This is a genomic window from Rhodohalobacter halophilus (assembly GCF_001715195.1).
In the GTDB taxonomy this organism is placed as follows: Bacteria; Bacteroidota; Rhodothermia; order Balneolales; family Balneolaceae; genus Rhodohalobacter; species Rhodohalobacter halophilus.
Window position 1 is genome coordinate 102,076 of the sequence record NZ_MDWE01000007.1, and the last position, 12,482, is coordinate 114,557.

A 12,482-nucleotide genomic window follows, 5' to 3' on the forward strand; every position below is an offset into this window, starting at 1 on the left:
GCTATTCCACAATCTCAAAACTGCTGGTCACTTTTGCTGTCTTCTCCAGGGTTTTGGTCACGGAGCAGTATTTACCGAGCGAGAGGTCAATTGCTTTTTCAATCTGCTTGGGATCCAGGTCACCTTTAAAAATATAGTGCAGGTGAATTTCTGAAAACTCGGTGTAGGTTTCTTTTTTGATGCGCTCGCCGGTTACCTCGATCTGAACGTCGTCCGGGTTCTGCCGCTTCTTTTTCAGGATACCGATGATGTCAATTGTTGAACATCCTCCTGCGGCTGCTAAGAGCATCTGCATCGGCCTGAAACCACCGTTAATGCCACCAATGTCATCCGAGCCATCCATTTGAATAGAGACTCCGTCTTCGTTTGTGGCTTCCATGTGGACGTCATCATTCAGTCGCTGAATCGTAATTTTCATACTGTTTTGGAATAGGTTTGATTTAAAAATTTAATGATCTGAAAATAACGAATATTCGGGAGGGATGGCAGAGAGATCGTGTGGGATTTTAGCGGGGAATTTGGTAAGGTCTGCTCTAATACAATGTCTGACAATTAAAAGATATAAGGACGCTACAGAAAAATTCGAACCAAAAGTAAGATCTACGTCACTGCCCCGCCACAACTGCTTCCCGCTCCGGCCGTGCAGCCAAAGCAGTGCTGATCAGTCACGATCTCCCGGTTGTTCAGCTTTTCAAGGTTCCAGTCTTTGATATGATCCGGTGCGCCGTGATTGGTTTTCATTTGCAGCATCTGGTTGAAGTCACAGTCGTACAATGAGCCATCCCAACCAATCGAAATCGTATTTCGGCACATGACGCCCTTCGCGGCTGATGGGTTAAACGCATTGATCAGCTTCTCCATGTACTCCTCCAGGTTTCCGCTCTGCATCAGAAAATTGAGATAGCGGCTGATCGGGAGGTTGGTAATCGTGAACAGATCATTGAAAACAATGTCTTGGTCTTTCCAAAGACGCTCTTTGTACTGTTTTTTGAGACTCTCTTGGTCGCCCGGCAAAAATGCACCCACGGGATTGTACACGAGGTTAAGTTGCAATCCGGAATCTTCTTTACCGTAACCGATTTTATTCAGCATTTTTAGCACCTTCATCGATTTGTCGTAAGTCCCTTCGCCTCGCTGTATATCGGTTCGTCGCTTGCTGTAAAATGGAAGGGAGCATGTGATCTCCACGCCGTGATCGGCCATAAATTGCGGAAGATTTTCAAACTTGCGGGTATCCAGAATGGTTAGGTTTGAGCGAACGATAATATGTTTTCCCAGTTTTGACACTTCATCCACAAACCAGCGGAAGTGTGGATTCATTTCGGGTGCGCCGCCGGTGAGATCTACCGTTTCGATATCAGTTCCCTTCAGTGCATCCAGGCAATATTGAAGCGTCTCTTTCGTCATGATCTCCTTTCGATCCGGCCCGGCATCCACATGGCAGTGTTTGCAGGTCATATTGCACATGTACCCCACGTTGATCTGGAAGATCTCAATTCCGGTCGGCTTGAGCGGAAGGAGTCCGATCTCCTCAAGTTTATTTTCAAACTTGTCGAGAGATTTGACCTTCTCATTATGGTTATTGATCACATCCAGCTGAACGGCCGGATCAGATAGCGAATGACTCTGTGCAATTAGGGACTTCATAGTTCTTTGGGAAATAAGTAAAAAAGCAAATGTGAAAAACTCTCCCCTTATTAGGGGAGAATTATTGGTTGATTAAGTAATTCGTTGTAACTCATATCTGAACTCTACATACTCAGTTTATCCACTTTATTTATCATCTGAACACTGTGAACGAGTGAGGCTCCTCCGCGAATGGCAGTTGCCACATGAACGGCTTCCATCATCTGCTCTTCAGAACAGCCTTTCTCGAGTGTGTCTTCAGTATAGGCATCAATGCAGTATGGGCACTGAACGGCATGGGCTACGGCCAGGGCAATCAGGGATTTTTCACGGGCTGTGAGTGCACCTTCTTCAAAAACCGATCCATAGTAGTCAAAAAATTTCTTCCCCAGCTTCTCCTGGAAATCGGTGACGTTCTCAAATTTTTTTAGGTCTTCGGGGTTGTAGTAGGTTTTATCCATAATAATTCATTCAGATTGTAATCTTTCAATAGAGGTGACGAATAGAAGTAAGCACAATTATTTTGTCCTTACAATTCAATTCTTTTGAAAATAATCAAGATAAAGGGTTTCAATAAATTCCTGATACCCGATAAATAAAAAAACCGATGCTACATTCGGGTAACACCGGTTTTTTCAATTTTTGAAATGAGTGACATCAGGTTGCGGGTACGGTGAGATACTCCAGAAGTTTTTGCTCCATTTCTTTTGTGCCGGCTAGCGTGGTTCCGGGCTCTTCACTGTAGATATCCGGAGTACGGTAACCTGCATCCAAAACAGCATGGATAGCCGTTTCAATGTTATTTGCGGCTTCTTCCATATCTAGAGAGTACCTGCACAAAAGAGCGGCAGAAGCAACAGCAGCCAGTGGATTAGCCTCTCCTTTCCCGGCAATATCGGGGGCAGAGCCGTGTACCGGCTCGTAGAGGCCGTTGCCGTCACCCAGGCTGGCCGAGGGCAGCATGCCAATGGAGCCGGTGAGCATGGCGGCTTCATCACTGAGGATGTCACCAAACAAGTTGCCGGTTACCATCACATCGAACTGTTTGGGGTTACGAATGAGCTGCATGGCGCAGTTGTCGACCAGCATGTGGGTTAGCTCTACATCCGGATACTCTGCGGCGACCTCTTCAACAGACTTTCTCCACAATCGCGAGCTCTCGAGTACATTGGCTTTATCAACCGAGCAGACTCGCTTATCACGAAGCCGGGCCGCTTCAAACGCTTTGCGTGAAATGCGCTGCACCTCACTTCGGCTATAACTCATCGTGTCGAGGGAGTAGGGGTCACCATTCCCGGCACCGTTGGTGCGGGGCCTGCCGAAGTAGATTCCGCCGGTAAGTTCTCGCATGATGAGGATATCGGTTTCTGTTATCACCTCCTTTTTCAGGGTGGAAGCGCCGGCAAGTGACGGATGCACCCGGATGGGGCGCAGGTTGGCGTAAACCCCCAGCTCTTTCCGAAGTTTTAAAAGAGCAGCTTCCGGGCGCTTTTCAGCGCTGAGGTCATCCCATTTCGGACCGCCGACAGCGCCCAGAAGCACGAATTTGTGTTGTTTGCAGAGCTCCAGAGTCTCTTGCGTTACCGGTTCACCGTCACGGTCGTACCCGGCACCCCCAAACGGCCTTTCGATGGTTTCAATCTCTGTTCCGAATGAGCTGCATGCAGCTTTCAGAACGGTTACGGCTGCAGTTGTGACTTCCGGCCCGATTCCGTCGCCGGGCAGGGTGATGATGGTTTGTTTGGTCATGATGTTGGTTTAATTGGATAAATTTTCTATTTGGCAGCATCTAAGCCTCCTCGTAGATAAGGAGGGGAAATTTTGGCCATTTCAATCTACCTGGGCACCATTCCGTTTTCGCGGGCGTAGGCAAAGATGCCGCCGGCGTGTACGATGTCGGCCACACTGCCCAGCGGATTCAGTTTGTAGGTTTCGCCCCGGGTATGGTTGATCAGAGCCGGCACTTCCGAATCGATCTCCAGTTCGTCGCCGGTTCGGATCTTCTTGCTGAGGTCCTCCTCACTTTCGTAGGGGGTTAAAAACCCGCCGTCGACCGAATTTCGATAAAAAATCCGTGCATACGAGGGCGAGACAATCGCCTTGATGCCTGCAATCTCGAGACACGCCGGAGCGTGTTCACGCGAAGAGCCGCACCCAAAATTGTCGCTCGCCACAATGATACTGAACTCGCTTTCGGTCTCATCTTCACGGGTGAGGGGAATGTTTCCCTGAGGTAATCCCGACTCCTCTGCAGGCACCCCTGACAGGGCGTATTTGCCGTAAAGCTTTCGCTCTTCCGGATCACTCAGGCTGTAGACCAGGTGGGCGGCCGGTATGATCTGATCGGTGTCTATATTCTTTCCAAGCACAAAGGCTTTGCCTGTTATTGGTTTTGTTTTCATGGTATAAAAGTAGTTTACATTATTTATGGTCAGTGAAAGTCCCCTCCCATTCAAGGAGGGGATTTAGGGGTGGTTAGTTAAAGGCTCAGAATTAAATTTCAAATCAAAGCTTCAAAAGAACCACCCCCGGCCCCTCCTTAAAAAGGAGGGGAGGATCTTGTCCATTGCAAAATCGTTACTACATGCTACATCCTGTGCCTTGAATCTAGTCAAATCACCGTCTCCTGGATAAAGATCCTTGGATCGGTAATGACTCCGGTTACGGCCGAGGCGGCAACGGTATAGGGGGAGGCCAGGTAGACCTGTGCGGCTTTCGAGCCCATCCGTCCCGGGTAGTTCCGGTTGGTGGAGGAGATGCAGACCTCCTCTTTGTTCAGCCGGCCAAAGGTGTCTGACGGGCCTCCCAGGCAGGCCGCACACGATGCATTGCCGATCTTGCATCCCGCCTCGCGAAAGATGTCGATCAGCGGAGTGCCCAGCAGCGTTTCGGTTTCGAGTCCGCGTGCAATTTCTGTGGTTGCCGGCACAATGTAGGTGTCAATTTTCAGCTTGTGTCCGCGTATAATCTCTGCGGCCGCAACAAAATCGGAAAGCTTCCCACCCGTACACGACCCGATATAAGCCCGGTCAAGCTTTACGCCTTCCAGCTCTTCGGCAGTGGCTTTATTGTCGGGGCTGTGTGGCTTGGCCACCATGGGAACCAACTCTTCCAGGTTGTAAAAGTGCTCACTGTGGTACTCTGCATCGGGATCACTATAGAATTTTTCAAATGGTTTGTCGGTTCGTGCCCGGACGTACTCTTCGGTCACGCCATCGGGCTCTACAACACCATTTTTACCACCGGCTTCAATCGCCATATTGGTCAGGGTCATCCGGTCTTCCATGGTCAGAGCCTGGATTCCGGGGCCTGCAAACTCCATGGTGCGATAGGTCGCGCCGTCTACGCCGATATCGCCGATAATTTTCAGGATGATATCTTTGGCCATCAGGTAGGGGGGCAGTGAACCGCCCTCGAAAACGAAACGCATTGTCTCGGGCACCTTCACCCAGAGCTTGCCCGTTCCCATGATAAACGCGGCATCAGTATTGCCGATTCCGGTGGCAAACTGTCCGAATGCACCGGCGGTACATGTATGCGAATCGGTGCCAAACAGAACTTCACCCGGACGGGTAAACCCCTCTTCGGGAAGAGCGACGTGACAAACGCCTTTGTAGCGGTCGGTTCCCACATCATAAAAGTGGGGCAGATCCTGTTCGGCGGCAAACGCACGCAGCACATCTACATTTCGGTTGGCATATTTATCTTTGGTGAAGATGTAGTGGTCGGGGATGATGACCAGTTTATCTTTGTCCCACACTTTGGCATCATCGCCAAATTCGCGGTGAAAGATAGAGATTGCCGGCGGACCGCAAACATCGTGCGTCATCAGTACATCCACGTTGACCCACACGTTATCGCCCGGTTTTACCCGGTCGCGTCCGCTGTGTTTGGCAAGTATTTTTTCGGTAAGTGTCATTCCCATGATTATGGTGTTGTTTTTTAGGTTTTATTTTAAAAAATGTTTGGTGTCAAAAGTCTCCCCTTGAGAGGGGAATTTCTTTCCCTATCAGCCAGAAGGTGCAACCCTCCCATGAACCTGCGCGGAAAGATCAATCATCATCGACATAATTGAGATTAAATCGTGATCCTCTACGGTTTTCTGTTCATCAGCCAGTTTGGTAACCTCGCTGTAGACCCGGTTCAGGTCCTCTTTATTGAGATTGTAGCCAAGCTCCTCCAGTTTTTTGCAGAGGGCATGGCGGCCGGAGTGTTTGCCGATCACAAGCCGGTTGCAGTTCAATCCGACCGATTCGGGGGTCATAATTTCATAGGTGAGCGGGTTTTTCAGCACACCGTGCTGGTGGATTCCCGCTTCGTGGGCAAATGCATTTTCGCCGACAATCGCCTTGTTGGGCTGCACTCCTTTTCCGGTGATCTCCGTGAGCATCCGGCTCGAGGGACAGATCTGAGAGGTGTTCACGGAGGTGTCAAAATTCATATCGCCTAGACGGGTTTTCATCGCCATAACCACCTCTTCGAGTGATGCGTTGCCCGCCCGTTCGCCGATGCCGTTGATGGTGCACTCAACCTGCCGGGCTCCGTTCCGAACGGCCATAAGCGAGTTGGCAACGGCCAGACCGAGGTCGTTGTGGCAGTGTACGCTGATCACCGCTTTGTCGATATTGGGGATCTTCTCATGGAGGGTCCGGATCAGTTCGCCGTACTCCCAGGGAAGGGCGTAGCCTACGGTATCGGGTACGTTAATGGTGGTGGCTCCGGCCTCGATCACCGCCGTAAAGATGTCGGTCAGGAATGTCGGATCGCTCCTGGAAGCATCTTCGGCAGAGAACTCCACATCGTCGCAGTGCGACTTCGCATACTCAACCGCTTTGACGGCCGATTCAAGCACCTCTTCGCGTGTCATCTGCAGTTTGTGTTTCATGTGGATGTCGCTGGTTGCGATGAAGGTGTGAACCCTTGGCTTTGCGGCAAACTCGAGGGCTGAAACGGCCCGCTCCAGATCCTCCTTGCGGGTCCGGCAGAGCGCTGCAACACGGCTCTCTTTTACGGTTTTGCCGATTTCGCGTACGGTTTGGTAATCTCCTTCGGATGCGATCGGAAACCCGGCCTCAATCACATCGGCACCCAGTAGTTCCAGCTGTAGGGCAAGGCGCAGCTTTTCACTGCGGTTCATGCTGTAGCCGGGACTCTGCTCTCCATCCCGGAGAGTCGTATCGAAGATGGTGATGTGATTGTTCATTGGATTATGATTGTTTGGTTTGCGTTAAGCTCCCTCTCAAGGAGGGGAGGTTTTTAGCTTGTTAAAATTTCATTTTCGTTAAAGGATTTAATCTCCTTCGGTTTGCTGTTCTGGTTCATCAGGTAGTAGGTGATCCCCTCGGAGAGCGCCTGCCAGCTGGCGTCGATGATGTTTTCGGAGACGCCGACGGTGCCCCAGCTCTTTCCTTCATGGGCGGAGTCGATCAGCACCCTCACCCGGGCCCCCGTTCCGTTGCGCTCGTTCAGCACCCGTACTTTATAATCCTGCAGTTTCATCGCAGAGATTTCGGGATAGAACTCACAGAGTGCGCGGCGCAGGGCGGCATCGAGGGCGTGAACGGGCCCGTTCCCCTCGGCTGCACTCAGCTCCACACGGTCGTTGACGCGCACCTTGATGGTGGCTTCAGATCGGGATTCACCCTGTGCATTCCGCTCCATGATGACGCGAAACCCTTCCAGGTCGAAATACCGGGGCGCCTGCCCGCTGATCTGGTTGACCAGCAGTTCAAAGGAAGCCTCTGCAGCCTCATATTGATATCCTTCATTTTCAAGCTCTTTCAGCCTGTTTACGATCTGAGAGCTCTTCTCGGATGTTTTGTCAAATTCAAATCCGAGCTCGCCCGATTTGTAGGAGACATTGCTCTTGCCGGAGAGATCGGAGACCAGCACCCTTCGGCGGTTGCCAACCTCTTCAGGACGGATATGCTCGTAGGTCACGGCATTCTTCATTACGGCACTGACATGAACCCCGCCCTTGTGTGCAAAAGCACTCTTCCCGACATAAGGTTGACGGTGTTCGGGCGAGAGGTTGCCCAGTTCGCTGACAAACCGGGACAGGGTTGAGAGCTGTCCGATCTGTTCGGCAGGTACGCAGTGAATCCCCATCTTGAGCTGGAGGTTTGGGATGACCGAGCAGAGATTGGCGTTGCCGCACCGCTCGCCATAGCCGTTTACCGTTCCCTGGACATGAACGGCGCCGGCATCGACCGCAGCCAGTGCGTTGGCCACGGCCAGCTCACAGTCGTTGTGGGTATGAATGCCCAGGGGGGCATCCACCCGTTGCCGCACTTCCGACACAATCCTTGAGATTTCATGAGTCAGCGTTCCGCCGTTGGTGTCGCAGAGAACCAGGGTGTCGGCTCCGGCTGATTCTGCTGCAAGCAGTGTTTTAATCGCATACTCCGGATCACTCTTGTATCCGTCAAAAAAGTGCTCCGCATCGTAGATCACCTCCTTGCCGTGCTCCTTCAAGTGTGCTGCGGAACCGGATATCAGCTCCAGGTTTGCATCCGGGGAGATGTTGAGTGCCTCCTCAACGTGGAGCAGCCAGCTTTTGCCAAAAATGGACACGGCTGGGGTTTCCGCCTCAATCAGCGCCTTCAGGTTCGGATCGTCGGCAGGCCGGTTGCCTGCACGGCAGGTGCTCCCGAAAGCCACCACTTTGGCGTGCTTGAAACGGTACCCTTTAGCCTTTTCGAAAAAAGCCATGTCTTTCGGGTTCGATCCCGGCCATCCCCCTTCGATGTAGTGGATCCCAAAATCATCAAGACGCCTGGCAATCCGAAACTTGTCGTCGGCCGAGAAGGATACTTTCTCCCCCTGGGTGCCGTCGCGAAGGGTGGTGTCGAATATCTGGATGGTTTGTGGCATGTGGTTGGTTTGCTGTTGTGTGATTGATAAATGGGTTTGACGCGCCCCCCAATGGGGGCTGTCAGGTTTATGGAGTCATTAGGAGAAGAGTGGATTGAGCTTTCATGCGCTATCTCCTCTGATTCATCACTCTGCGGGTTCAGGTTCGGGCTGGGAATTCTGGTTGCCCGGAATCCAGTTCATCATCGAGCGGAGCTCTTTTCCAACCTTCTCGATCTTGTGATTGCCAAGATTGTCGCGCATCCTGTTCAGGTTGGGGAGCTCGTTTTTGTTCTCGGCCATCCACTCATCGGCAAATGCCCCGCTTTGCACCTCTTCGAGAATATTCTTCATCCGCTTTTTGGTGTCTGCGTCAATCACACGGCTTCCGCGGGTCAGTCCGCCAAACTCGGCCGTATCACTCACTGAGTAGTACATCCGCTCGATCCCGCCTTCATACATCAGGTCGACAATCAGCTTCAGTTCATGAAGGCACTCGAAATAGGCGATTTCAGGCTGGTAACCGGCTTCCACAAGCACTTCAAATCCGGCCTTGACCAGTTCGGATGCGCCTCCGCAGAGAACGGCTTGCTCGCCAAACAGGTCGGTCTCCGTCTCCTCTTTGAAGGTGGTTTCAAGAACGCCTGCACGGGTGCCTCCGATGGCCCTCGCATAGGCCAGTGCGGTGTCTTTGGCCGATCCCGATGCATCGTGGTGCACGGCAAACAGGCAGGGCACGCCCGATCCCTCGGTAAAGACGCGGCGGACCAGGTGTCCCGGCCCCTTGGGGGCAACCATAAAGACGTCAACGCCTTCAGGCGGCACAATTTGTCCGAACTGGATATTGAATCCGTGTGCAAACATCAGTGCATTTCCGGGTTCCAGGTGGGGTTCGATACTCTCTTTGTAGACACTGCCCTGATGCTGATCGGGGATCAGGACCATGACGATGTCGCCCGCTTTCGCTGCTTCGGCGGTCTCCATGACGGTGAGTCCTTCCTGTTCGGCATCGCTCCATGAGGAGCTCTCCTTTCTGAGGCCGACAACGACGCTGACCCCGCTGTCTTTCAGGTTCAGTGCATGTGCGTGCCCCTGGCTTCCGTAGCCGATAACGGCTACCGTTTTATCATTCAAAAGGTCGGGATTTGCATCTCCGTTGTAATATGTTTTTGCTTTCATTGGGTTGAGTTGTTGTTGGGGTGTGTGATTAAAAATGGTTGTACAAGTCAGTTGATATTCACCGCTCCCTGAAACTCCCGTTTCAGCGCCACGCTTCCGGTACGCGACATCTCGGTGATGCCGTACGGTTTCAGGACCTTGATCATGGCATCCACCTTATCGGTATTGCCGGTCACCTCAAGGGCCAGTTTGTCGTCTGTGATGTCGATCACCTTCGCTTTAAAAGCCTGGGCAATGAGCATAATTTCGGGCCTGCCCGCCTTGGCAGTTGAAACTTTCACGATGGCCAGCTCGCGTTCGATACACTTTTTGTGAGTCAGGTCGGTCACTTTCACCACATCGATCACATTGTGAAGGTGCTTGCTGATCTGCTCTACGGTCGATTCATCGCCATAGGTGGTGATGGTGATTCGTGCCATTCCCTGTTCAGCCTCTGAGGCAAAGGTGACGCTTTCCAGTTCAAACCCCTTTCCGCTGAAGATCCCGAGGATCCTCGAAAAGGTGTTCAGGTTGTGCTTTACCAGCACCGACAGGGTGTGCCGGGAGTCTTTAGTTACGATTTGGGTACTCATTGGCCACACTCCTCATCTGATTCTACCATTTCGTTCAGGGCTGCGCCGGCCGGCACCATCGGATAGCAGTTTTCAGTTTCAACAACCCGCAGGTCCATCAGCACGGGTTTGTCTTTGATCTTCATCGCATCGTTGAGCACCTGCTGCATTTCAGCCGGGGTGGTGGCTCTCATGCCGACGGCACCATAGCACTCGGCCATTTTGACGAAATCGGGGTTGTTGGATCCGAAGACGGAATAGCTGGTTCGGTTGCCGTAGAAGAGCTGCTGCCACTGGCGCACCATGCCGAGGCAGTTGTTGTTCATCAGTGCGATCTTGACGGGGATGTTGTACTCAACGGCTGTGGCCAGCTCGCAAGAGAGCATCTGAAAGCCGCCGTCGCCGGTAATGCAGACCACTTCGCGATCGGGACAGGCCAGGGCTGCGCCCATAGCTGCCGGAAATCCGAAGCCCATCGTGCCGAGCCCGCCCGAAGAGATCCACGATCGGGGATGGTTGAATCTGTAGTGCTGGGCCGCCCACATCTGGTGCTGGCCTACATCGGTTACCACAATGGCATTGCCTCCGGTTACTTCGGAGATCATTTTTACCATATGCTGCGGGTAGATGCAGTTGTCAGCTTTGGGAACCTTGAGCGGGTGCTCCCTTTGCCAAGTGTGGATGGTATCCCACCAATCTGTGGTATCGGGCGGGCCGGCTAGTTTATCGATGGCCGGAATCACATGTTTGACATCACCCACGATCGGTACCTCAACGGGTACGTTTTTGCCGATACAGGAGGGGTCAATGTCGATATGGATTTTCCGGGATTTTTGAGAAAAACCGTCGAGGCGTCCGGTGACACGGTCGTCGAACCGGGCCCCCACGGCAAGCAGTACGTCGCATTCGGTCATGGCCATGTTGGCCGCCCAGGTGCCGTGCATCCCCAGCATGCCGAGCGACTGGGGCTTGCTTTCGGGAAATGCACCCAGTCCCATCAGGGTGGTAGTCACCGGGATATTCAGGCGCTCGGCAAATGCGGTCACCTCTTCCCACGCTTCACCCAGAATGGCACCGCCACCCACATAGATGAGTGGCTTTTTGGCCTCACTGAGCATTTCTGCCGCTTTGGCAATCTGGGTTCCATGGCCCTGAATGTGTGGTTTGAAACTGGGGATCTCCACCTTCTTCATTCCGGAGTAGCGCGCAGGGGTGTTCAGCATATCCTTCGGTAGATCGACCAAAACCGGACCCGGACGGCCGTTGGTGGCAATATGAAACGCTTCGCGTATGACATGTTCCAGTTCATCCACATCCCTGACCAGGTAGTTCTGTTTGGTGATTGGGCGGGTGATCCCCACGATGTCGGCCTCCTGAAAAGCGTCGTTGCCGATCACTCCGGTGGGTACCTGTCCGGTAAAGACGACCAGCGGAATCGAATCCATCATTGCCGTGGCGATACCGGTTACCGTGTTGGTGCCTCCGGGCCCCGAGGTGGCCAGCACCACGCCGGGTTTACCGGTTGCCCGCGCATACCCGTCGGCTGCATGGGTGCCCGACTGTTCATGGCGAATCAGTACGTGGTTCAGGTCGTGATTGTCAAAAAGGGTGTCGTATACCGGGAGAACCGCACCGCCCGGATATCCGAAAATCGTCTCGACTCCCAGGTCGGCCAGGGTTTTGATAAGGATTTCCGCTCCGTTATGCGGACAATCTTCCGGTTTTTCTATTGCCTGGAGTGAAGAGGGCTGAGCGTTCTTTTTTGCTGTGGAAGTGGGTTGGTTTGATTTCATTTGCCTCATGGGTATAGATTACCCGCCAGAGGTTGTCAGTTGAAATCGCAATGTTAAGAAGGGAAAGGATTTTGGCTTTTAACCTCTGGCGGGTGGGATTATCTAATAATTAGGTTTAGAATTAGAATGCCAGAGATTAGAGATAGAATTAGAATATCAATAATAATACTGATGTCAATAATGACGTCAGAAATTAGAATTCCAATTCCCGCGATAATAGAGAGTGATGCAAAAAGAACCTGAATCAGGCAGGCAGCAGACAGAGCATGAGCCATCTCTCCGGAGAGGAGATCGGCTGAGCAGATGCTATGTGAAATGGCTGTTGTCAAGCTGCGCTTTTGGTTTGTTGTTTATCGCTTCAAAAAAGCTATACAATGGATTTTGTCATGTCAAGATTTTTTTTAAAAAAATGTTTGAATATCATTAAGACGAAATCATGAATTTATAAAAAGCGCTTCCATTGAAATTAAAATAGATGGCT

Annotated in this window: 12 protein-coding genes; all 12 read right to left on the reverse strand. The window is 52.0% G+C overall.

Going from position 1 to position 12,482, the window contains the following annotated elements; genetic code table 11:
* Nucleotide 1: 1 nt before the first annotated feature.
* The gene (locus BG260_RS02965; protein WP_069130459.1) at nucleotides 2-418 is read right to left on the reverse strand and encodes an OsmC family protein; all 417 of its coding nucleotides are present in this window, start codon (nucleotides 416-418) and stop codon (nucleotides 2-4) included.
* Nucleotides 419-600: 182 nt separating this feature from the next.
* On the reverse strand, nucleotides 601-1,647 hold the full coding sequence (arsS, locus tag BG260_RS02970; protein WP_069130460.1) for an arsenosugar biosynthesis radical SAM (seleno)protein ArsS: 1,047 nt from the start codon (nucleotides 1,645-1,647) through the stop codon (nucleotides 601-603).
* Nucleotides 1,648-1,751: 104 nt separating this feature from the next.
* Nucleotides 1,752-2,087, reverse strand: a complete 336-nt coding sequence (locus BG260_RS02975; protein WP_069130461.1) for an arsenosugar biosynthesis-associated peroxidase-like protein — start codon at nucleotides 2,085-2,087, stop codon at nucleotides 1,752-1,754.
* Between the two features lie 196 nt (nucleotides 2,088-2,283).
* Nucleotides 2,284-3,375, reverse strand: coding sequence for a 3-isopropylmalate dehydrogenase (gene leuB / locus BG260_RS02980; RefSeq protein ID WP_069130462.1), 1,092 nt, complete (start codon nucleotides 3,373-3,375; stop codon nucleotides 2,284-2,286).
* Nucleotides 3,376-3,461: 86 nt separating this feature from the next.
* Nucleotides 3,462-4,028: a 3-isopropylmalate dehydratase gene (locus tag BG260_RS02985; RefSeq protein ID WP_069130463.1), complete on the reverse strand. Its 567-nt coding sequence runs from the start codon at nucleotides 4,026-4,028 to the stop codon at nucleotides 3,462-3,464.
* Nucleotides 4,029-4,237: 209 nt separating this feature from the next.
* Nucleotides 4,238-5,551, reverse strand: coding sequence for a 3-isopropylmalate dehydratase large subunit (locus BG260_RS02990; RefSeq protein WP_069130464.1), 1,314 nt, complete (start codon nucleotides 5,549-5,551; stop codon nucleotides 4,238-4,240).
* Nucleotides 5,552-5,635: 84 nt separating this feature from the next.
* Nucleotides 5,636-6,829, reverse strand: coding sequence for a 2-isopropylmalate synthase (locus BG260_RS02995; RefSeq protein WP_069130465.1), 1,194 nt, complete (start codon nucleotides 6,827-6,829; stop codon nucleotides 5,636-5,638).
* 53 nt (nucleotides 6,830-6,882) lie between these two features.
* Nucleotides 6,883-8,499 carry a citramalate synthase gene (gene cimA / locus BG260_RS03000; RefSeq protein ID WP_069130466.1) on the reverse strand — a complete coding sequence of 539 codons (1,617 nt, stop codon included), beginning with the start codon at nucleotides 8,497-8,499 and terminating at the stop codon, nucleotides 6,883-6,885.
* 126 nt (nucleotides 8,500-8,625) lie between these two features.
* Nucleotides 8,626-9,657 carry a ketol-acid reductoisomerase gene (gene ilvC / locus BG260_RS03005; protein ID WP_069130467.1) on the reverse strand — a complete coding sequence of 344 codons (1,032 nt, stop codon included), beginning with the start codon at nucleotides 9,655-9,657 and terminating at the stop codon, nucleotides 8,626-8,628.
* A 47-nt stretch (nucleotides 9,658-9,704) separates the two neighbouring features.
* Nucleotides 9,705-10,229 carry an acetolactate synthase small subunit gene (gene ilvN / locus BG260_RS03010; RefSeq protein WP_069130468.1) on the reverse strand — a complete coding sequence of 175 codons (525 nt, stop codon included), beginning with the start codon at nucleotides 10,227-10,229 and terminating at the stop codon, nucleotides 9,705-9,707.
* The gene (ilvB, locus tag BG260_RS03015; RefSeq protein WP_087148676.1) at nucleotides 10,226-12,001 is read right to left on the reverse strand and encodes a biosynthetic-type acetolactate synthase large subunit; all 1,776 of its coding nucleotides are present in this window, start codon (nucleotides 11,999-12,001) and stop codon (nucleotides 10,226-10,228) included. The genes ilvN and ilvB overlap by 4 nt, the downstream gene beginning before the upstream one ends.
* A gap of 98 nt (nucleotides 12,002-12,099) precedes the next feature.
* Nucleotides 12,100-12,330: a hypothetical protein gene (locus BG260_RS03020; protein WP_069130469.1), complete on the reverse strand. Its 231-nt coding sequence runs from the start codon at nucleotides 12,328-12,330 to the stop codon at nucleotides 12,100-12,102.
* Nucleotides 12,331-12,482 lie beyond the last annotated feature (152 nt).

Excerpts from the sequence above, each read along its gene's own strand:
- BG260_RS02965 (WP_069130459.1), bottom strand. The coding sequence starts at position 418 with ATGAAAATTACGATTCAGCGACTGAATGATGACGTCCACATGGAAGCC.
- arsS (WP_069130460.1), bottom strand. The coding sequence starts at position 1,647 with ATGAAGTCCCTAATTGCACAGAGTCATTCGCTATCTGATCCGGCCGTT.
- BG260_RS02975 (WP_069130461.1), bottom strand. The coding sequence starts at position 2,087 with ATGGATAAAACCTACTACAACCCCGAAGACCTAAAAAAATTTGAGAAC.
- leuB (WP_069130462.1), bottom strand. The coding sequence starts at position 3,375 with ATGACCAAACAAACCATCATCACCCTGCCCGGCGACGGAATCGGGCCG.
- BG260_RS02985 (WP_069130463.1), bottom strand. The coding sequence starts at position 4,028 with ATGAAAACAAAACCAATAACAGGCAAAGCCTTTGTGCTTGGAAAGAAT.
- BG260_RS02990 (WP_069130464.1), bottom strand. The coding sequence starts at position 5,551 with ATGGGAATGACACTTACCGAAAAAATACTTGCCAAACACAGCGGACGC.
- BG260_RS02995 (WP_069130465.1), bottom strand. The coding sequence starts at position 6,829 with ATGAACAATCACATCACCATCTTCGATACGACTCTCCGGGATGGAGAG.
- cimA (WP_069130466.1), bottom strand. The coding sequence starts at position 8,499 with ATGCCACAAACCATCCAGATATTCGACACCACCCTTCGCGACGGCACC.
- ilvC (WP_069130467.1), bottom strand. The coding sequence starts at position 9,657 with ATGAAAGCAAAAACATATTACAACGGAGATGCAAATCCCGACCTTTTG.
- ilvN (WP_069130468.1), bottom strand. The coding sequence starts at position 10,229 with ATGAGTACCCAAATCGTAACTAAAGACTCCCGGCACACCCTGTCGGTG.
- ilvB (WP_087148676.1), bottom strand. The coding sequence starts at position 12,001 with ATGAAATCAAACCAACCCACTTCCACAGCAAAAAAGAACGCTCAGCCC.